This is a genomic window from Duganella rhizosphaerae, assembly GCF_040364205.1.
GTDB lineage: Bacteria > Pseudomonadota > Gammaproteobacteria > Burkholderiales > Burkholderiaceae_D > Rugamonas > Rugamonas rhizosphaerae.
Map to the genome: position 1 here is coordinate 1 of NZ_BPWK01000001.1, position 19382 is coordinate 19382.

Annotated in this window: 19 protein-coding genes; 18 read left to right on the top strand and 1 reads right to left on the bottom strand. The window is 62.5% G+C overall.

Annotated features, from left to right (window positions below):
• Positions 1-240 precede the first annotated feature (240 nt).
• Positions 241-921: a Bax inhibitor-1/YccA family protein gene (locus RUGAMON1_RS00005; protein WP_445228577.1), complete on the bottom strand. Its 681-nt coding sequence runs from the start codon at positions 919-921 to the stop codon at positions 241-243.
• A gap of 249 nt (positions 922-1170) precedes the next feature.
• Between RUGAMON1_RS00005 and ndk the strand changes: the two genes are divergently transcribed.
• The 18 genes from ndk (at position 1171) to RUGAMON1_RS00095 (ending at position 19330) form a co-directional block, all read left to right on the top strand.
• Entirely contained in the window at positions 1171-1578 is a 408-nt protein-coding gene (gene ndk / locus RUGAMON1_RS00010; protein WP_020701986.1) for a nucleoside-diphosphate kinase, read from the top strand.
• 72 nt (positions 1579-1650) lie between these two features.
• A complete protein-coding gene (rlmN, locus tag RUGAMON1_RS00015; protein ID WP_445228578.1) occupies positions 1651-2823 on the top strand; it encodes a dual-specificity RNA methyltransferase RlmN in 1173 nt (390 codons plus the stop codon).
• The gene (gene pilW / locus RUGAMON1_RS00020; RefSeq protein WP_445228579.1) at positions 2823-3644 is read left to right on the top strand and encodes a type IV pilus biogenesis/stability protein PilW; all 822 of its coding nucleotides are present in this window, start codon (positions 2823-2825) and stop codon (positions 3642-3644) included. Before rlmN ends, pilW begins: the two co-directional genes overlap by 1 nt.
• Positions 3645-3657: 13 nt before the next feature.
• Positions 3658-4641: a helix-turn-helix domain-containing protein gene (locus tag RUGAMON1_RS00025; RefSeq protein ID WP_445228580.1), complete on the top strand. Its 984-nt coding sequence runs from the start codon at positions 3658-3660 to the stop codon at positions 4639-4641.
• Positions 4642-4663: 22 nt separating this feature from the next.
• Positions 4664-5935, top strand: a complete 1272-nt coding sequence (ispG, locus tag RUGAMON1_RS00030; protein WP_445228581.1) for a flavodoxin-dependent (E)-4-hydroxy-3-methylbut-2-enyl-diphosphate synthase — start codon at positions 4664-4666, stop codon at positions 5933-5935.
• Positions 5922-7265, top strand: coding sequence for a histidine--tRNA ligase (gene hisS, locus RUGAMON1_RS00035; protein ID WP_445228582.1), 1344 nt, complete (start codon positions 5922-5924; stop codon positions 7263-7265). Before ispG ends, hisS begins: the two co-directional genes overlap by 14 nt.
• A gap of 51 nt (positions 7266-7316) precedes the next feature.
• Entirely contained in the window at positions 7317-7976 is a 660-nt protein-coding gene (locus tag RUGAMON1_RS00040) for a YfgM family protein (protein ID WP_445228583.1), read from the top strand.
• A gap of 106 nt (positions 7977-8082) precedes the next feature.
• Complete coding sequence (gene bamB / locus RUGAMON1_RS00045; protein ID WP_445228584.1) at positions 8083-9219, top strand: outer membrane protein assembly factor BamB; 1137 nt, start codon at positions 8083-8085, stop codon at positions 9217-9219.
• Between the two features lie 4 nt (positions 9220-9223).
• Complete coding sequence (gene der, locus RUGAMON1_RS00050; RefSeq protein WP_445228585.1) at positions 9224-10570, top strand: ribosome biogenesis GTPase Der; 1347 nt, start codon at positions 9224-9226, stop codon at positions 10568-10570.
• 183 nt (positions 10571-10753) lie between these two features.
• Positions 10754-10990: an RNA chaperone Hfq gene (gene hfq, locus RUGAMON1_RS00055; protein ID WP_008450615.1), complete on the top strand. Its 237-nt coding sequence runs from the start codon at positions 10754-10756 to the stop codon at positions 10988-10990.
• Between the two features lie 48 nt (positions 10991-11038).
• Complete coding sequence (gene hflX, locus RUGAMON1_RS00060) at positions 11039-12223, top strand: GTPase HflX (RefSeq protein WP_445228586.1); 1185 nt, start codon at positions 11039-11041, stop codon at positions 12221-12223.
• A gap of 17 nt (positions 12224-12240) precedes the next feature.
• Positions 12241-13539, top strand: coding sequence for an FtsH protease activity modulator HflK (gene hflK, locus RUGAMON1_RS00065; RefSeq protein WP_445228587.1), 1299 nt, complete (start codon positions 12241-12243; stop codon positions 13537-13539).
• Positions 13539-14450 carry a protease modulator HflC gene (gene hflC, locus RUGAMON1_RS00070; RefSeq protein ID WP_445228588.1) on the top strand — a complete coding sequence of 304 codons (912 nt, stop codon included), beginning with the start codon at positions 13539-13541 and terminating at the stop codon, positions 14448-14450. Before hflK ends, hflC begins: the two co-directional genes overlap by 1 nt.
• A 186-nt stretch (positions 14451-14636) precedes the next feature.
• Positions 14637-15797: an ATP phosphoribosyltransferase regulatory subunit gene (locus tag RUGAMON1_RS00075; protein ID WP_445228589.1), complete on the top strand. Its 1161-nt coding sequence runs from the start codon at positions 14637-14639 to the stop codon at positions 15795-15797.
• A 4-nt stretch (positions 15798-15801) separates the two neighbouring features.
• Positions 15802-17112: an adenylosuccinate synthase gene (locus tag RUGAMON1_RS00080; protein ID WP_445228590.1), complete on the top strand. Its 1311-nt coding sequence runs from the start codon at positions 15802-15804 to the stop codon at positions 17110-17112.
• A 16-nt stretch (positions 17113-17128) separates the two neighbouring features.
• Positions 17129-17674 (top strand): phosphoribosyltransferase, encoded by a 546-nt coding sequence (locus tag RUGAMON1_RS00085; protein WP_217945404.1) that lies wholly within the window; start codon positions 17129-17131, stop codon positions 17672-17674.
• Between the two features lie 267 nt (positions 17675-17941).
• Positions 17942-18595: a choice-of-anchor E domain-containing protein gene (locus RUGAMON1_RS00090; RefSeq protein ID WP_445228591.1), complete on the top strand. Its 654-nt coding sequence runs from the start codon at positions 17942-17944 to the stop codon at positions 18593-18595.
• Positions 18596-18649: 54 nt separating this feature from the next.
• On the top strand, positions 18650-19330 hold the full coding sequence (locus tag RUGAMON1_RS00095) for a choice-of-anchor E domain-containing protein (protein ID WP_445228592.1): 681 nt from the start codon (positions 18650-18652) through the stop codon (positions 19328-19330).
• Positions 19331-19382: the final 52 nt, after the last annotated feature.

A 19382-nucleotide genomic window follows, 5' to 3' on the forward strand; every position in this document is an offset into this window, starting at 1 on the left:
GCACCTATCTGACCCACGGGCTCTATGGCACTAAGTCTGATCAGCGTCACTCCGCCTGACCGCACCTACGTCCTTATTATCCGATGGAGATGCGGTATGCTCAATATACGAGGTCTGACATTCGGACACGGCCTCTGCCGTAACAGCCGCTACGGCAGAGGCCGTGTCCGAATGTCAGACCTGACCCCATCATAAAAAAAGCCGGCGCTGGGCCGGCTTTCGAGGGTGTTGCAGGTTCGCTTAGTCGCGGTTGCCGCCGAAGATGCCCAGCAGCGACAGCAGGTTGACGAAGATGTTGTACACGTCCAGGTAAATGTTCAGCGTGGCGCGGATGTAGTTGGTCTCGCCGCCGTTGATGATCTGCTGTACGTCATACAGGATGTAGGCCGAGAAGATCGCGATCGCTACCACCGAGATCACAATCGCCAGCGCTGGGATGTGCAGGAAGATGTTGGCGATCGACGCGAGCAAAATCACCACCACACCCGCGAACAGCCAGGTGCCCATGCCCGAGAAATCACGTTTCGAGACGGTGGCGACGGTCGCCAGCACCGCGAACACCGTCGCCGTGCCGCCAAACGCGGTCATGATCAGGAAGCCGCCGTTGGAGTAGCCCAGGATGCGCGACAGCAATGGCGTCAGCATCAGTCCCATGAAGAAGGTGAAGCCCAGCAGCAGGGCCACGCCCAGGCCGGAATCCTTGTTCTTTTCAATCGCCCAGATGAAGCCGAAGGCCACCGCCAGGAACAGCAGCGCCATCAGCCCGCCGCCCAGCGGCAGGTGCAGCGAGACGCCCAGCGCCGCGCCGAAAATGGTCGGCACCATCGACAGCGCCAGCAGCCAGTAGGTGTTGCGCAGCACGGCGTGCTGCACCGAACGGCGGCTTCCCGCCAGGTCGTAGGTGTTTTGCATGTTGTTCATAAGGAACCTCCTTCATAGTGATTCGAATACCGCTTGCCAAAAGGATAGCACGCCGGGGTAAAAATGCGCAAAATAGGCCCAAAAACCCGCTTAAAGATGGCTTAATCTGGCCATAGTCCTAATATATGGCCGCTCTTGCAAGCTTATCTACGCCCGATTCTCGGTATATGGGGTGTTCTATGGTAAAATCAAAGGTTGATTGAGTTATCAATTTTGTTTTAAACCTTTCTTTTTATTGGAGTTTTTTAAATGGCAATCGAACGCACCCTGTCGATCATCAAACCAGACGCAGTTGCAAAAAATGTAATCGGCCAAATCTACAGCCGTTTCGAAGGCGCTGGCCTGAAGATCGTTGCTGCTCAAATGAAGCAACTGTCGCGTGAAGAAGCTGAAGGCTTCTACGCAGCACACAAAGAGCGCGGCTTCTTCAAGGATCTGGTTGACTTCATGGTCTCCGGTCCTGTCATGATCCAGGCTCTGGAAGGCGAAAACGCAGTCCTGAAAAACCGCGAACTGATGGGCGCCACCGATCCTAAGAAGGCTGAAAAAGGCACCATCCGCGCCGACTTCGCCGATTCGATCGACGCTAACGCTGTTCACGGTTCCGACGCTGTCGAAGCCGCCCAAGTTGAAATCGCTTACTTCTTCGGTAAGTAATTTTTAGTAGATCCGTTTCCGCGCCGCGGTGCGGAAACGGAAAAAATGATTAGTACTGTTTTGAACCTGAATATGACCGCTACTTCGACCAACTTGCTGGACTTCGATCCCGCGCAACTTATCGCTTACTGCGCCGAGTTGGGAGAGAAGCCGTTCCGCGCCAAGCAACTGCAACGCTGGATCCACCAATTCGGTGCGTCGGATTTCGACAGCATGACCGATCTGGCCAAGTCGCTGCGCGATAAACTGAAAACCCGCGCCCACGTCACGGCGCCGGCCGTCATCAGCGACCACACGTCCACCGACGGCACCCGCAAATGGCTGGTCGACGTCGGCAACGGCAACGCGGTCGAAACCGTGTTCATCCCGGAAGAGAACCGCGGCACGCTGTGCATCTCGACCCAGGCCGGCTGCGCCGTCAACTGCCGCTTCTGCTCGACCGGCAAGCAAGGCTTCTCGCGCAACCTGACCGTCGGCGAAATCATCGGCCAGCTGTGGATGGCGGAATTCGAACTGCGCCGCACCAAGGGCATCGAGCCCGGCCCGAAAGGCGAGCGCCAGATCACCAACGTGGTCATGATGGGCATGGGCGAGCCGCTGCTGAACTTCGAGCCGACCGCCACCGCCCTCAAGCTGATGCTGGACGATAACGCCTACGGCCTGTCGCGCCGCCGCGTGACCTTGTCCACCTCCGGCGTGGTGCCGATGATGGACAAGCTGTCGCAGGAAGTGCCGGTGGCGCTGGCCGTCTCGCTGCACGCCTCGAACGACAAGCTGCGTGACAGCCTGATCCCGCTGAACAAAAAATACCCGCTCAAAGAGCTGATGGCCGCCTGCAAGCGCTACCTGGAATTTGCGCCGCGCGACTTCATCACTTTCGAGTACTGCATGCTCGACGGCGTCAACGACTCCGACGAGAACGCCCGTGAACTGCTGGCCCTGGTGCAGGACCGCGAGTTCGGCGTCAACTGCAAATTCAACCTGATTCCGTTCAATCCCTTCCCGGAATCGGGCCTGCTGCGCTCCAAGAACCCGCGCATCAAGGCCTTCGCCCAGATCCTGGTCGACGGCGGCATCGTCACCACCATCCGCAAGACGCGCGGCGACGACATCGACGCCGCCTGCGGCCAGCTGGCCGGCGAAGTCCAGGACCGCACCAAGGTCGCCCAGCGCATGGAAAAAATGGCCGAGTACCAGCAGAAATTCGGCGCTGACTTCGGCAAGATCGTGGAGATCCGTTCCTGATGACCTTCCTGGCGCAGCGTAGCCGGCTCAGCCTCGTCGCCTTGTGCGCCGCAGGGGCGCTGGCCGGCTGTGCGTCGTCGGGACCTGAACGCGGCAAGAGCGGCCAGGCCGAGCTGACCACCGTGTCGGACCAGACCGCCGCCCAGCGCAAGGTGGAGATCCGCATGCAGCTGGCGGTCGGCTACTTCGAGCAGGCGCAGTACACCTTCGCGCTGGACGAGGTGAAGCTGGCGCTGGCCGCCGATCCGAACTACGCCGACGGCTACGGCATGCGCGGCCTGATTTACCAGGCGATGGGCGAGCAGGGCCTGGCCGAGGACAACTTCGTCCGCGCCCGCAAGCTGGCGCCGGCGAATCCGGATTTGGCCAACAATTACGGCTCCTTCCTGTGTCAGGCCGGCCGCGTGGCCGAGGCGCTGCCGCTGTTCGACGCGGCCCTGGGCAACCGTGCCTACCGTTCGCCGGCCAACGCCGCGAACAACGCCGGTTCCTGTGCATTGAAGATCAAGGATTACGCCAGCGCGGAGCGTTATCTGCTGCAAGCCTTGCAGTTGACGCCCGACCTGCCGGCCACCAACGCCAATCTGGCGCGGGTTTATTTTGAAAAGCGCGACTATGTGCGCGCCAATTTCTTCATTACCCGTCTGAACAAGGTGGCAAAGATGGAGAGCCTGACGGCCGATGTGCTGTGGCTCGGGATTAAGGTGCAGCATAAAGTGGGCGACACGGGTGCGGAAACCAGCTGGGCGACGCAATTGCGCCGCCACCACCCCGGTTCGACCGAGTATGCTGCTTATCAACGTGGGGCGTTTGATGAGTGAGACAGGGATACCAATGAATTCAGAGTGGGCAGAACCGCCAAAGGACCAGGGCAGCAGCCTGGCCACGCCCGGAGCACAACTGGCAGCCCAGCGTGAAGCGATGGGGCTGACGGTCGAACAGATTGCCGACCAACTGAAGCTGGCGCCGCGCCAGGTCAAGGCGCTGGAAGCGGGCGACTACGCCGCGCTGCCGAATATGGCCGTGGTGCGCGGCTTTGTGCGCGCCTACGCAAAGGTTGTGAAGATGGATGCCACGCCGCTGGTGGCGATGATCGAAGTGATCTCGCCGACCAGCCACGAAGCTGCGCCGCCGCGCAAGGAAATCGCGGCCACTTTTACCGAGTCGCGCTTCCCGTCGATGACGGGCCGTTCGCCCGGCCCGGCCGCGTGGCTGGTGGGCGTTGCGGTCGTGGTGGTGGTTGCCGCCGCCGGCGTCTATGCCTACCAGGCCGGTTTGATTCCGGCCACGCTGTTCCAGCGCTCGGACAAGGAAGCACCGGCCAGCGCGACCGCCGAGTTGCCGAAGCCGGCCGAGGTGGCGGTTGCGCCGATCGAGACCACGATCGCCAAGCCGGGCCAGGAAAGCGCGCCGTTGCAGTCGCCGAGTGTGCCGCTGATTTCGGTGCCGCCGCCAGGCGCCCCGGCGGATGCCGCACCAGCAGCGACGACGCCGGCGGCTACGACTCCAGCGCCGGCACCGGCGCCGGCCGCGCCGGTTGCGCAAGTGTCGCCGCCGGCCGCCGCTCCGGTGGCAGCCAGCGGTAGCCAGCTGGTGCTGAAGGTGACCCAGGATTCGTGGGTGGAAATCCGCCGCCCGGGCACGACGCCGCTGATTTCGCGGCTGGTGAAAGCCGGCAACACCGAGACCTTCGATATCAAGGATCCGGCGCTGCTGATCGTCGGCAAACCGAGCGGCGTGGAAGCCACGCTGGGCGGCGCGCCGCTGGCCTTGCCGCCGGTCGCCGGCGGTACGATTTCACGCGTGAACATCAAATAAAATAAGTACGAGTACAACCATCATGTCTTCAACGCAAACAGCTATTCCTTCGGGACCATTGAATCGCCGCGCCAGCCGCAGCGTGCTGGTGATGCACGGCCAGCGCAAGATCTGGGTGGGCGGCGACGCCCCGGTGGTGGTGCAGTCGATGACCAATACCGACACCGCCAACGTGATCGAGACCGCGATTCAGATCAAGGAGCTGGCGCGCGCCGGTTCGGAGCTGGTGCGCCTGACGGTGGACCGTCCCGAAGCCGCCGCCGCGGTGCCGTACATCCGCGAACAGCTGGACAAGATGGAGATCGACGTGCCGCTGGTCGGCGACTTCCACTACAACGGCCACACGCTGCTGAACGATTATCCGGAATGCGCCAAGGCGCTGTCGAAGTACCGCATCAATCCGGGCAACGTCGGCAAGGGCGCCAAGCGCGATACGCAGTTTGCGCAGATGATCGAAGTGGCCGCGCGCTACGACAAGCCGGTGCGCATCGGCGTCAACTGGGGCAGCCTGGATCAGGCGCTGCTGGCCCGCATCATGGACGAAAACGCCGGCCGCGCCGAGCCGTGGTCCGCGCAGGCGGTGATGTACGAGGCGCTGATCACCTCGGCCATCGAGAACGCCGTGCGCGCCGAAGAACTGGGCCTGGGCCGCGACAAGATCATCCTGTCGTGCAAGGTCTCGGGCGTGCAGGATTTGATCGCCGTGTACCGCGAACTGGCCAGGCGCTGCGACTATCCGCTGCACCTGGGCCTGACCGAGGCGGGCATGGGCAGCAAGGGCATCGTCGCTTCGACGGCCGCGCTGTCGGTGCTGCTGCAAGAGGGCATCGGCGACACCATCCGCATTTCGCTGACGCCGGAGCCGGGCGGCGACCGCACCAAGGAAGTCGTGGTCGGCCAGGAGATCCTGCAGACCATGGGCCTGCGCAAATTTACGCCGATGGTGATCGCGTGCCCGGGTTGCGGCCGCACCACCTCGACCACCTTCCAGGAACTGGCCGACAACATCCAGACCTATCTGCGCGACCAGATGCCGGAGTGGAAAAAGACCTATCCGGGCGTGGAGGCGATGAACGTGGCCGTGATGGGCTGCATCGTCAACGGCCCTGGCGAATCGAAGCATGCCAACATCGGCATCAGCCTGCCGGGCACCGGCGAGTCGCCGGCCGCGCCGGTGTTCGTCGACGGCGCCAAATTCGCCACGCTGCGCGGTGAGAACATCGTTGTAGAGTTCCAGGAAATCGTACTCAATTACGTCAAGAAGAATTACAGCAAAGAACATGTCCAAAACTGAAAAAATTGTCGCCGTCAAAGGCATGAACGACATCCTGCCGACCGACTCGCATCTGTGGCAGCTGTTCGAGAACACCGCGCAATCGGTGGTGCAGAGCTATGGCTTCCAGCAGATCCGCACGCCGATCGTGGAAAACACCGCGCTGTTCGCGCGCGCCATCGGCGCCGTGACCGACATCGTGGAAAAGGAAATGTACTCGTTCGAAGACTCGATGAACGGCGACAAGCTGACGCTGCGCCCTGAAGGCACGGCCGGCACGGTGCGCGCGGTGATCGAGCATAACCTGGTCTACGAAGGCCCCAAGCGCCTGTGGTACACCGGCCCGATGTTCCGCCACGAGCGTCCGCAGCGCGGCCGCTATCGCCAGTTCTACCAGTTCGGCTGCGAAGCCGTCGGCTTCAACGGTCCTGACATCGACGCCGAAATGATCATGCTGTGCCGCCGCCTGTGGGACGACCTGGGCCTGGAAAACATCCGCCTCGAACTGAACTCGATCGGCGACGCCGAAGAGCGCGCGCGCCACCGCGTCGACCTGATCGCGTATCTGGAACAGCACGAGGACGTGCTCGACGCCGAAGCCAAGCGCCGCCTGCACAGCAACCCGCTGCGCATCCTGGACACCAAGAATCCGGCGCTGCAGGAAATCGTCACCGCCGCACCCAAGCTGCTGGACTACCTGGGCGAGGAATCGCTGGCCCACTTCAACGGCGTGCGCAAGATCCTCGACCACAACAACATCCCGTACGTGATCAACCCGCGCCTGGTGCGCGGCCTCGATTACTACAACCGCACCGTGTTCGAATGGGTGACGGACGCACTGGGCTCGCAGGGCACCGTGTGCGCCGGCGGCCGTTACGATCCGCTGATCGCCTCCTTCGGCGGCAAGCCGACGCCCGCCGTCGGTTTCGCGATGGGCATCGAGCGCCTGCTGGAGCTGATGAAGGAAGCCGGCGAGCCGGCCGCGCCTGACCAGTGCGACGTCTACCTGGTGCACCAGGGCGAGGCGGCGCAGCTGCAAGCCTTCGTGCTGGGCGAGCGCCTGCGCGACGCCGGCCTGGACGTGGTGATGCACGCCTCGACCGCCAACGGCCCTGGCAGCTTCAAGACCCAGATGAAAAAAGCCGATGGCAGCGGCGCCTCGTTCGCCGTCATCATCGGTGAAGACGAAGTGGCCAACCACACCGCCAGCGTCAAGGCGATGCGCGCGGAAGAGGGCGCGTCGCAGCAGTCGACGGTGCCGTTCGACGACGTCGTCGATTTCGTGGTCGACCAGATCACCGACAGCGGCGACCATCACCACCACGTGCACGACGAGCATTGCAATCACTAAGCCGTACTTTCAATAACCCGCGTTTATTTAACCTCTAGCAGACGAACTGACATGGCATACGATCTCGAAGAACAAGAACAAATTGCAACCCTCAAAGCATGGTGGGACAAGTACGGCAATCTGACCTCGTGGGTGCTGATCGCCGGCCTGGCCGCGTATTCGGGTTTCACCGGCTGGAACTACTACCAGCGCAACCAGGCGACGCAAGCGGCGGCGCTGTACGACGAAGTGCAGGCGGCGGTGACCGCGAAAGACAACGCCAAAGTGCTGCGCGCCGCCGGCGACATGGAAAGCAAATTCGGCAACACCGCCTACGCCTCGATGAGCGCACTGGTGGCGGCCAAGAGCAGCTTCGAAGCGAACGACCTGAAATCGGCCAAGGCCCAGCTGCAATGGGCGGCGGAGCATGGCGGCGACGAGTTCAAGGCGGTGGCCAAGGTGCGCCTGGCCGGCCTGCTGCTGGACGAGAAAGCCTACGATGAAGCGCTGAAGGTGTTGGCTGGTGCAGCTGAATCTGCGCCGCAGTTCGCCGGCTCCGTGGCCGACCGCAAGGGCGACATCCTGGTCGCGCAGAACAAGCTGGTGGAAGCGCGTGCCGCCTACCAGGCCGCGCTGGACGCGACCGACAAGAAGAACCCGGGCCGTCAGCTGATCCAGCTGAAGTTCGAAGCCATCGGCGGCTCCGTGCCAGCCGCCAAGGACGCCGCATAACCCAGCGTCATTCCCGCGAAGGCGGGAATCCATGCTGAGCATATTCAGCATGGACCCCCGCCTTCGCGGGGGCGACGATGTACGTAACGATCAAGGTTGAAAATTTATGCGTATTACCGAAAAAGTTATTGCTGCAAGCGTGTTTGCGATGTTGGCCGGTTGTTCCTTGTTCTCGTCCAAAGAAACCAAGAACCTGCCGGCGCCGCTGGTGGAGCTGAAGGGCGGCACGACGCCCAAGACGGTCTGGAAATACTCGATGGGCAAGGCCGGCACCGCCGTCTTCACCCCGGCGCTGGCCGGCGACAGCCTGTACGTGGCCGACGCCGACGGCGCGCTGGCGCGCCTGAACGTGGCCACCGGCAAGGAACAATGGCGCGTCAAGACCGGCACCGATTTGACCGCCGGCGTCGGTACCGACGGCGAAGTGGTCGTGGTCGGCGGCGTCAAGGGTGTTATCCTCGCGTATGACGCCAGCGGCAAGCAGTTGTGGAAAGGCCAGGCGTCGAGCGAAGTGCTGTCGTCGCCGGTGGTGGGCGGCGGCATGGTCATCGTGCGCAGCGTCGACAACCTGATCACCGCGTATGACGCCAAGACCGGCGCCAAGCGCTGGAACGTCACCCGCACCACGCCGGCCCTGACCCTGCGCAACGCGCCGGGCATGGTGGTCAACGGTCCGAATGTGTACGTGGCCCAGCCGGGCGGCAAGCTGCTGGCGCTGGTGCTGGCCACCGGCCTGCAGCGCTTTGAAGTGGTGGTCGGCGAACCGCGCGGCGCCACCGAGCTGGAACGCGTCACCGACATCGCCGGCACCCCGGTGGTGCTGGAAAAAGATGTCTGCGCCGTGTCGTACCAGGGCCGCGTGGCCTGCTACGACGCCATCACCGGCGCCCCGCACTGGAGCAAGCCTGCCTCGTCCGACGTGGGCGTGGCGGTGGACCAGCGTTTTGTATTCGTCTCCGACGACAAAGGTGAAGTTGCAGCCTACAGCCGTGAAAACGGCAGCAACGCCTGGAAGAACGACAAGCTGGCTTACCGCCGCCTGTCGACGCCAGTTTCCTACGGCCGTGCAATTGCCGTGGGCGACTACCAGGGTTATGTCCATCTCCTGTCACGGGAAGATGGCGCATTAATAGGTCGCGCCGCGACCGACGGCAGCCCGATCCAATCGGACCCTGTCATCGCCGGCACGAATTTGATTTTCCAAACCCAATCAGGGACAGTGACCGCTCTCGCGGTCGAGTAATAAAATGAAGCCGGTAATCGCACTAGTGGGTCGACCCAATGTAGGGAAATCGACCTTGTTTAATCGTCTGACCCGCTCGCGCGATGCGCTGGTGGCGGACTTGCCTGGGTTGACGCGCGATCGTCACTATGGCGAGGGCCGTGTCGGCGAACGTCCCTTCCTCGTCATCGACACGGGCGGCTTCGAGCCGGTCGCCAAGGAAGGCATCATGCATCAGATGGCGCTGCAGACCAAGCAGGCCGTGGCCGAAGCCGACATCGTCGTGTTCCTGGTCGACGGCCGCCAGGGCCTGACGCCGCATGACAAAACCATTACCGACTTCCTGCGTAAAAGCGGCCGTCCGGTCATGCTGGTCGTGAACAAGTCGGAAGGCATGCGCTACACCGCGGTCGTCGCCGACTTCTACGAACTGGGACTGGGCGAGCCTTACTCGATCTCGTCGGCACACGGCGACGGCGTCGCCGACCTGGTGGAGGAGGCGCTGGACCTGGCCTTCGCCCAGCGTCCGGACGATCCCGAAGAACTGGAAAAGACCGAGCACGGCATCAAGCTGGCGCTGGTCGGCCGTCCCAACGTCGGCAAGTCCACGCTGATCAACACCCTGCTGGGTGAAGAGCGCGTGATCGCCTTCGACATGCCGGGCACCACCCGCGATTCGATCGAGATTCCGTTCGAGCGCGAAGGCAAGCAGTACACGCTGATCGACACCGCCGGTATCCGCCGCCGCGGCAAGGTGTTCGAAGCGATCGAGAAGTTCTCGGTCGTCAAGACGCTGCAATCGATCTCGGAAGCCAACGTCGTCGTGCTGATGCTCGACGCCCAGCAGGACATCTCCGAGCAGGACGCCCACATCGCCGGCTTCGTGCTGGAGACCGGCCGCGCGCTGGTGATCGCCGTCAACAAGTGGGACGGCCTGCGCACCGACGAGCGCGACGAGATCAAGATCGACATCGACCGCAAGCTGGACTTCCTGTCGTTCGCCAAGATGCACTTCATCTCGGCGCTGAAGTCGCAGGGCATCGCTCCACTGATGAAGTCGGTTGATGCGGCCTACGCCGCCGCCATGTGCAACCTGTCGACGCCGAAGCTGACCCGCGCCCTGATCGAGGCCGTGGAGAAGCAGGAGCCGCGCCGCAAGGGTTCGATCCGTCCGAAGCTGCGTTATGCGCACCAGGGCGGCATGAATCCTCCGGTGATCGTCATCCACGGCAATGCCCTGGACGCGGTCGGCGAGCCGTACAAGCGCTATCTGGAAAAGCATTTCCGCGACACCTTCCAGCTGGTGGGCACGCCTCTGCGCATCGAACTGCGCACCGGTAAGAATCCATTCGCCAAAACTCAGTCGAAATAAGCGGTTTTTTTTGCAGGTGCGCCCTGCAAAAAAGGCAAAAACAGGTTACAGTGGCTTAGAAGCACCATTCCCGGCGTGGCGAACGGTGTTTCAGCGAAAATAGTTTGACTTTCGCTGGGCCACGTACTTGAAATTAAGCGTTCCGCCTCCAATTCCAACACAACAACATAAAATGGAGCTGTTATGAGCAACAAAGGGCAACTGTTACAAGACCCATTCCTCAATGCCTTGCGCAAAGAGCATGTTCCTGTCTCGATCTACCTGGTCAACGGCATCAAGCTGCAGGGCCATATCGAATCGTTCGACCAGTACGTCGTACTGCTGCGTAACACCGTGACCCAGATGGTTTATAAGCACGCCATCTCCACCGTGGTACCGGCACGCGCCGTCAACCTCAACATTGAATCCGAAGCGGAATAAGCGCTTGCAACACAGCTTCTTCTCAACTCGCTCAGCCTTGACCGTCGTATGCGCGCAGCTCTAGTCGGTATCGATTTCGGTCAGGGCGACTTTGCCGCCAGCGTCGAGGAACTGAACCTGCTGGCGCGCTCGGCAGGTGCGGAACCGGTGACGACGATCACGGCCAAGCGTTCGTCCCCGGACGCCGCCTATTTCGTCGGCAGCGGCAAGGCCGATGAAATCGGTCTGGCCGTGCTGGATCACCGCGTCGAAATCGTCATCTTCAATCACGCCCTGTCGCCTGCCCAGCAGCGCAACCTGGAAAAGCGCCTGAACATCCGGGTGCTGGACCGCACCAGCCTGATCCTCGACATCTTCGCCCAGCGCGCCGCCTCCCACGAGGGCAAGCTGCAGGTGGAGTTGGCCCAGCTGCAGCATCTGGCCACGCGCCTGATCCGCGGCTGGACTCACCTCGAGCGTCAAAAGGGCGGTATCGGTTTGCGCGGCCCCGGCGAAACCCAGCTCGAGACCGACCGCCGGCTGATCGGCGAGCGGGTCAAGGCCCTGCGCGCGCGACTGGACAAGCTGCGCAAGCAGCATGAAACCCAGCGCCGTTCGCGCGGCCGCAGCCAGACGTTCTCGGTGTCGCTGGTCGGCTATACCAATGCCGGCAAGTCGACGCTGTTCAACGCCGTCACCAAGGCCGGCGTGTATGTCGCAGATCAATTGTTCGCCACGCTGGACACCACCTCGCGCCGTGTGTACATGGGGCAGGAAGTGGGCAACGTGGTGATCTCGGACACGGTCGGTTTCGTGCGCGAGCTGCCGCACCAGCTGGTGGCGGCGTTCCGCGCCACGCTGGAGGAGACCATCCATGCCGACCTGCTGCTGCACGTCGTCGACGCTTCGTCGCCGGTGCGCATGGAGCAGATCGAGCAGGTCAACCTGGTGCTCAAGGAAATCGGCGCCGACCATATCCCGCAGATCCTGGTGTGGAACAAGATCGACGCCGCGGGGCTGGAGCCGTCGGTCGAGCGGGATGAATATGATAAGATTTCCCGCGTTTTCCTCAGCGCCCGCACCGGTCAGGGCACCGACCTTCTGCGCGGCGCCATCGTCGAATGGGCCAAGAACGCGCCGGGTGCCCGGCTCAATCAGGCCTACCACGTCGATGCTGAAGCAGACGAAGAATCGGCTGAACCCGCAGCGGAACCGGATAGCAGTCCCACCCTCACTCATGTCGGATCACACTAATGCGTGTCTCGTCACTTATGAAACGTCTCGGCCTGAAGCTGTCGCTGAACGATCCCCAATGGGGCTCGGGCAAAAAAGACGGCAAGCCGCAAGCCAATGAAGGCAAGAAGCCCGGCGACGGGCCGCCCGACATGGAGCAGCTGTGGCGCGATTTCAATCAGCGCCTGAACAGCTTCTTCGGTCAGAAGAATCGTCCCGACGGTAACGGCGGCGGCAACGGCGGCAGCGGCGGCGGTCGTCCCGACCTGGCCGGCATGCGCGCCACCGCCGGCGCGATCGGCGCCGTGATCGGCTTGATCTGGCTCGCCAGCGGTTCCTTCATCGTGCAGGAAGGGCAGGCCGGCGTGGTCTACACCTTCGGCAAGATCAGCCATGTGACCGGTTCCGGTTTCAACTGGCGCTGGCCGTATCCGTTCCAGAGCGACGAAACCGTCAAGGTCTCGCAGATGCGCATGGTGGAAATCGGCTACCGCAGCAACATCAAGAACAAGCAGGCGCGCGAATCGCTGATGCTGACCGACGACGAAAACATCATCGACATCCAGTTCGCCGTGCAGTTCAAGCTGAAAGACCCGGTGGCCTGGCTGGTGAACAACCGCGACGAGGAGGAAACCGTACGCCAGGTGGCCGAGACCTCGATCCGCGAAATCGTCGGCAAGAACAAGATGGACTTCGTGCTGTACGAGGGCCGCGACAAGGTCGCCCTCGAAACCCAGCAGCTGATGCAGCAGATCCTCGACCGCTACGCTTCCGGCGTGCTGATCTCGAACGTGACCTTGCAGGCGGTGCAGCCGCCGGAGCAGGTGCAGGTCGCCTTCGACGACGCCGTGCGCGCAGGGCAGGACCGCGAGCGCCAGAAGAACGAAGGCCAGGCCTACGCCAACGACGTGATCCCAAGAGCACGCGGCAGCGCCTCGCGCCTGCTGCAGGAAGCCGAGGGCTATCGCTCGATGATCACCGAGAACGCCACCGGTAACGCCTCGCGCTTCAAGCAGGTGCTGGCCGAGTACCAGAAGGCGCCGGGCGTCACGCGCGACCGCATGTACCTGGAAACCATGCAGCAGATCTTCACCAGCACCAGCAAGGTGATGGTCGACGCCAAGTCCGGCAGCAATATGCTGTACCTGCCGCTGGATAAAATGATCGCCCAGGCCGCGGCCACCGACAGCGCCGCCGCTGCCGCCCGCGCCGCCTCGCAGGCTGCCGCCTCGCCGTCGACGTCCGCGCTGCCGGCCGAAGTGATGCCGCAGGTGGAAGTCAGTCGCCAGCGCGATTCACGCGCCCGCGACGCCTTACGTGAACGGGAGGGTCGTTAATGAACCGCATAGCCAGTACCCTCATTGCGGCCTTCGTCGCGTTCCTGCTGCTGTCGTCCACCATGTTCGTGGTCGACCAGCGCAAGTACGCCATCGTGTTCGCGCTGGGCCAGATCAAGGAAGTCATCCGCGAACCGGGCCTGCACTTCAAACTGCCGCCGCCGTTCCAGAACGTGGTCTACCTCGATAACCGCATCATGACCATCGAGACCCCGGACGCCGAGCGCTTCATCACGGCCGAGAAGATGAACATCCTGGTCGACAGCTTCGTCAAGTGGCGCATCGGCCGCGCCGAGAGCCAGCCCAAGCTGTACTACGTGACCTTCGGCGGCGACGAGGGTCGCGCCCGCGACCGCATGTCGCAGATCGTCAAGGCGGCGCTGAACGAGGAAATCACCAAGCGCACCGTGGGCGAAGTGATCTCCGGCCAGCGCGGCAAGGTGATGGAGGCGATCCGCGCCAAGGTGGTGGCGGAATCGTCGCAGATCGGCGTCGAGATCATCGACGTGCGCCTCAAGCGCGTCGAGTATGTCGAGCAGATCAACAACTCGGTGTACGAGCGCATGAAGGCCGAGCGCATGCGCGTGGCCAACGAACTGCGTTCGACCGGTAACGCCGAATCGGAGAAGATCCGCGCCGACGCCGACCGCCAGCACGCCGTGATCATCGCCGAAGCCTACCGCGACGCCGAGCAGATCCGCGGCGAGGGCGATGCCAAGGCCTCGGCGATCTACGCCGAAGCGTTCGGCAAGAACCCGGAGTTCTACAAGTTCTACCGCAGCCTGGAAGCCTACCGCGCCACCTTCAAGAATCGCAGCGATGTGATGGTGATGGATCCGAGCTCGGACTTCTTCAAGTACTTCAAGGGCTCCGGCGCCGCCGGCCCGGCAGCGGCTGCTGCCAAAAAATAAGTTGTATAGTCATTCCCGCAAGGTGGGAATCCATAGTCAGTATGGATTCCCGCCTGCGCGGCGATGACATCCGGTGTATCTTTTTCCCCTCCCGCAACGCATTTTCGCGTAAAATATCAGGTTCGGCCTTCCGCTTCACGGGCCTCGGCGCGTGCGCCACATTGTTCATTTTTAAACTGCCTCCCCATGCCGAATTGGCTTTTGCCTGAGAATATCGCCGACGTTTTGCCGTCGGAAGCGCGCAAGATCGAAGAGTTGCGTCGTCTGATGCTGGATAATTTCCGTCTGTACGGATATGAACTGGTGATGCCGCCGCTGCTGGAGTACCTGGAGTCGCTGCTGACCGGCGCCGGCCAGGATACCGATCTGCGCACCTTCAAACTGGTGGACCAGCTGTCGGGCCGCATGCTGGGCCTGCGTGCCGACATGACGATCCAGGTGGCGCGCATCGACGCCCACCTGCTGAACCGCGAGTCGGTCACCCGGCTGTGCTACGCCGGCAGCGTGCTGCATACCCGTCCGTCGGGCCTGCACGCCACCCGCGAGCCGCTGCAGATCGGCGCCGAGATCTACGGCCACGCCGGCCTGGAGGCGGATGCCGAGATCCAGGAACTGGCGCTGGCGTCGCTGGCCCTGGCCGGCTTCACCGAGGTGCGGCTGGACCTGACGCATGTCGGTGTGCTGTGCGCCATCCTCGAAGGCGACGCCGCGGCCTTGAAGGATGAAGCCCAGCTGTACCTGCTGCTGCGCGCCAAAGACGTGCCGGGCCTGCAGGCGCTGGCGCAACATTATTCGCCGGTGGTGCGCGACGCGCTGCTGGCATTGCCGAATCTGTACGGCGACGTCGAAGTATTGAAGCGCGCGCGCGAAGTGCTGCCGGACCTGCCGGGCATCAGCAAGGCGCTGGCCGAACTGGCAGCGTTGGCGGCCTCGGCCATCAATCGCGCCGAAGTGGCGATCGACCTGGCCGACCTGCGCGGCTATCAGTACGAAAGCGGTGCGATGTTTGCGCTGTACGTGCCGGGCCTGCCGAACGCGGTGGCGCGCGGCGGCCGTTACGATCACGTAGGCGAGGCCTTCGGCCGGGCGCGTCCCGCCACCGGCTTCTCGCTCGACCTGCGCGAACTGGCGCGCCTGTTGCCGACCGCGGAGCGCAAGCATTCGATCCGCGCGCCGTGGGGCAATGCGCCGGAATTGAAGGAAAAAATCGCCGAACTGCGCAAGTCCGGCGAAGTCGTGATCCAAAGCATGCCGGGTCACAGCAACGAACTGGACGAGTTCGAGTGCGATCGCGCTCTGGTCCTCGATGATAATGGTAGCAACTGGATTCTTAAAAACTTAGGTTAGTGTGATGTCAAAGAAAAACGCAAAAAACGTCGTCGTCATCGGTACCCAATGGGGCGATGAAGGTAAAGGCAAGATCGTCGACTGGTTGACCGATCATGCACAAGGTGTGGTCCGCTTCCAGGGCGGCCACAACGCCGGCCACACGCTGGTCATCGGCGGCGTCAAGACCGCGCTGCAACTGATCCCGTCGGGCATCATGCGCCCGGGCGTGGCCTGCTACATCGGCAACGGTGTGGTGGTGTCGGTGCCGGACGTGCTGCGCGAAATCGACAAGCTGGAAAAGGTCGGCGTCGAAGTCGCGTCGCGCCTGAAGGTGTCGGACGCGGCTCCCGTGATCCTGCCTTACCACTCGGCGCTCGACCTGGCGCGTGAAGCCAAGCGTGGCGAAGCCAAGATCGGCACCACCGGCAAGGGCATCGGCCCGGCCTACGAAGACAAGGTCGCGCGCCGCGCGATCCGCGTCGCCGACCTGCTGAACGAAACCCGTTTCGCCGAGAAGCTGGCCGAAAACCTGGACTACCACAACTTCGTGCTGGAACACTATCTGAAGGCGCCCAAGGTCGACTACCAGAAGACCCTGGACGACGCGCTGGCCTACGTGCCGCGCCTGCGCCCGATGGTGACCGACGTCTCGAGCGCGCTGTACGCCGCGCACAAGGCCGGCGCCAACCTGCTGTTCGAAGGCGCGCAGGGCTCGCTGCTGGACGTCGACCACGGCACCTATCCGTTCGTCACCTCGTCGAACTGCGTGGCCGGCAATGCCGCCGCCGGCGCCGGCGTCGGTCCGAACATGCTGCACTACATCATGGGCATCACCAAGGCCTACACCACCCGCGTCGGCTCCGGCCCGTTCCCTTCGGAACTGCCTACCGATGCAGGCGTCGGCCATCACCTGGCGCAAGTGGGCCACGAATTCGGCACCGTGACGGGCCGCGCCCGCCGCTGCGGCTGGTTCGACGCGGCGCTGCTGCGTCGTTCGGTACAGATCAACGGCGTGACGGGCATGTGCCTGACCAAGCTGGACGTGCTGGACGGCCTGGAAACGCTGAAGCTGTGCACCGGCTACACCATCGACGGCGTGGCCGTGGACATCTTCCCGTCCGGCGCCGAAGAAGCCGCCCGTTGCGTGCCGGTGTACGAAGAAATGCCGGGTTGGACCGACAGCACCGTGGGCGCCAAGTCGCTGGCGGCGCTGCCGGCCACGGCCCGCGCTTACATCAAACGTATCGAAGAGTTGGTCGGCGTGCCGGTTGACATGGTATCGACCGGCCCGGATCGTGAGGAAACGATCGTGCTGCGTCATCCATTCGAGTAATCAAAGGATTTTGCAAATGACGACCCCACAAACGAACGACAAACACCTCTGGGTCTCCTGGGATGAATACCACCGCCTGATCGAGCGCCTGGCGCTCAAGGTGCACGAGTCGGGCTGGAAGTTTGACCAGGTGCTGTGCCTGGCGCGCGGCGGCGTGCGTCCGGGCGACGTGTTCTCCCGCATCTTCGACGTGCCGCTGGCGATTCTGTCGACCAGTTCGTACCGCGAAGAAGCCGGCACCGTGCGCGGTGACCTGGACATCGCCAAGTACATGACGATGACCAAGGGCCCGCTGAGCGGCCGCATCCTGCTGGTCGACGACCTGGCGGATTCGGGCGTCACGCTGGTCAAGGTGATGAAGCATCTGACCGACAACTTCGAAGGCGTGACCGAAGTGCGTTCGGCGGTGATCTGGACCAAGGGCAGCTCGGTGTTCAAGCCGGACTACCAGATGGAAGAACTGCCGCACAACCCATGGATCCACCAGCCGTTCGAAGACTACGACGGCATCCGTCCGCACCAGCTGGCGGCATGGATCAAGAAGGGCGAAAGCGGCAACTAAACGCCGAATACACTGCGTTTATTGCTCCAAAGAAAAGCGGCCACTGGCCGCTTTTTTTATTTGTATGTCGTAGACAACGAATATATTCTTTAAGGCAATAAAAGTTGTAAATTGAATCTGTTAGATGTGCAAAAAGAAATGCAATTAGGATATTTTGTGTTAAGATAGCTTTAAGGTTTGGCGGAAACGATTTTTTGGCCACGCCATGTAGTTTAGCTGGGCAGAAAGAATTCCCCTCAAGAAAAAATAATCTGAATTGGAACATTTATGAATCTGAATAAAATTGCACAAGCTCTCTTCGTAGCAGGTTGCTTCGTTTCCGCCGCCGCATCGGCCGCCACCCAAACCTTCACCAGCAATGTCATCGCCAGCACCCAGACCGACCTGAACGCCGTGCTGAATTTCGCACAGTTCAACGCCTCGCTGGGCACGCTGACCTCCGTTAAGTTCGATCTGTTCGCCGACGTAGCCGGCAAGGTTGACCTGACCAATTACAATGACGACGCGATCACCGTTCCTGTCAGCCTGAGCGTGGACGTCTGGCTGAACCGTCCGGACCACAGCACCCTGGCGCTGTTTTCGGCCCCAGTGCTGAACCAGGATGCGACCATCGACGGCAACGGCACCCTGACCCTGAACAACGCCTTTACGATGTCGAACAGCGCCAGCTTCAACGGCGCCGGCGATCTGTCGCTGTTCACCGGCAACGGCAACGTCGCTACGCTGTTCGCCGCCAAGGCCTACACCCAGGCCAACGGCGATAGCGTCGAAGCAGACTTCATGACCACGGTCGGCGGCTACGGCAAGGTGACCTACACCTACACCACCGCTCCGGTACCTGAGCCAGAAACCTACGGCATGCTGCTGGCTGGCCTGGCCCTGGTAGGCGTCGCAGCCAAGCGCAAATCGCGCAAGGCCTGAGCTGTACCAACACGATACGCCTGCCGATACCCCGGACCATACTACGGATAGAACATGAAAAAACTGACTCAAACCCTCGTCGCCATCGCGGCCCTCAGCGGCGTTGCCGCTGCCCAGGCAGCCACCCAAACCGTCACCGTCAATTCCAACGTCATCGCCAACGCCAAAGTGGGCAACGGCGTACTGGACCTGACCAAGTTCAACACCACGCTGGGCACCCTGCAATCGGTGAAAGTTGAGCTGTTCAGCTCCTTCACGCCAACGCTGAAAGTGGAAAACCTGAGCACCAGCTCGGGCTCGACGATCACCGCCAGCGCCAGCGAAAAGCTGGTGCTGAGCGCTGCGACCGGCACGCTGGTGGTACTGCAAGGTACCGTTGCCAAGAGCTTCGTCGAAGCGGCGTTTGACGGCGTCGCCAACTACGGCGGCCTGTCGGGCGCGACCTACGCCCCTGGCGCCACGCTGTTCAGCAACTCGGCAGTGTTCTCGGACGCCGGCACGCTGGCGCTGTTCTCCGGCGCTGGCGCCGTGCACGCCAATCTGGCCGGCACCGCCACCTCGGCCTTCAACGGCACGTCGGGCAACACCAAATCGCTGAGCGTGACGGCCTTCAACGGCTACGCCAACGTGACTTACACCTACGCGCTGCCAGTACCTGAGCCAGAAACCTACGCCATGCTGCTGGCTGGCCTGGGCCTGATGGGTGTGGTAGCACGCCGCCGCAAATCGGCATAAGCCGAATCTGGTGGTACACTGCAAACGGGAGCTTCGGCTCCCGTTTTTCATT

Excerpts from the sequence above, each read along its gene's own strand:
- RUGAMON1_RS00080 (WP_445228590.1), top strand. The coding sequence starts at position 15,802 with ATGTCAAAGAAAAACGCAAAAAACGTCGTCGTCATCGGTACCCAATGG.
- der (WP_445228585.1), top strand. The coding sequence starts at position 9,224 with ATGAAGCCGGTAATCGCACTAGTGGGTCGACCCAATGTAGGGAAATCG.
- RUGAMON1_RS00005 (WP_445228577.1), bottom strand. The coding sequence starts at position 921 with ATGAACAACATGCAAAACACCTACGACCTGGCGGGAAGCCGCCGTTCG.
- ndk (WP_020701986.1), top strand. The coding sequence starts at position 1,171 with ATGGCAATCGAACGCACCCTGTCGATCATCAAACCAGACGCAGTTGCA.
- RUGAMON1_RS00075 (WP_445228589.1), top strand. The coding sequence starts at position 14,637 with ATGCCGAATTGGCTTTTGCCTGAGAATATCGCCGACGTTTTGCCGTCG.
- hflK (WP_445228587.1), top strand. The coding sequence starts at position 12,241 with ATGAAACGTCTCGGCCTGAAGCTGTCGCTGAACGATCCCCAATGGGGC.
- RUGAMON1_RS00025 (WP_445228580.1), top strand. The coding sequence starts at position 3,658 with ATGAATTCAGAGTGGGCAGAACCGCCAAAGGACCAGGGCAGCAGCCTG.
- RUGAMON1_RS00040 (WP_445228583.1), top strand. The coding sequence starts at position 7,317 with ATGGCATACGATCTCGAAGAACAAGAACAAATTGCAACCCTCAAAGCA.
- rlmN (WP_445228578.1), top strand. The coding sequence starts at position 1,651 with ATGACCGCTACTTCGACCAACTTGCTGGACTTCGATCCCGCGCAACTT.
- pilW (WP_445228579.1), top strand. The coding sequence starts at position 2,823 with ATGACCTTCCTGGCGCAGCGTAGCCGGCTCAGCCTCGTCGCCTTGTGC.
- bamB (WP_445228584.1), top strand. The coding sequence starts at position 8,083 with ATGCGTATTACCGAAAAAGTTATTGCTGCAAGCGTGTTTGCGATGTTG.
- RUGAMON1_RS00095 (WP_445228592.1), top strand. The coding sequence starts at position 18,650 with ATGAAAAAACTGACTCAAACCCTCGTCGCCATCGCGGCCCTCAGCGGC.
- hflX (WP_445228586.1), top strand. The coding sequence starts at position 11,039 with ATGCGCGCAGCTCTAGTCGGTATCGATTTCGGTCAGGGCGACTTTGCC.
- RUGAMON1_RS00090 (WP_445228591.1), top strand. The coding sequence starts at position 17,942 with ATGAATCTGAATAAAATTGCACAAGCTCTCTTCGTAGCAGGTTGCTTC.
- ispG (WP_445228581.1), top strand. The coding sequence starts at position 4,664 with ATGTCTTCAACGCAAACAGCTATTCCTTCGGGACCATTGAATCGCCGC.
- hflC (WP_445228588.1), top strand. The coding sequence starts at position 13,539 with ATGAACCGCATAGCCAGTACCCTCATTGCGGCCTTCGTCGCGTTCCTG.
- hfq (WP_008450615.1), top strand. The coding sequence starts at position 10,754 with ATGAGCAACAAAGGGCAACTGTTACAAGACCCATTCCTCAATGCCTTG.
- RUGAMON1_RS00085 (WP_217945404.1), top strand. The coding sequence starts at position 17,129 with ATGACGACCCCACAAACGAACGACAAACACCTCTGGGTCTCCTGGGAT.
- hisS (WP_445228582.1), top strand. The coding sequence starts at position 5,922 with ATGTCCAAAACTGAAAAAATTGTCGCCGTCAAAGGCATGAACGACATC.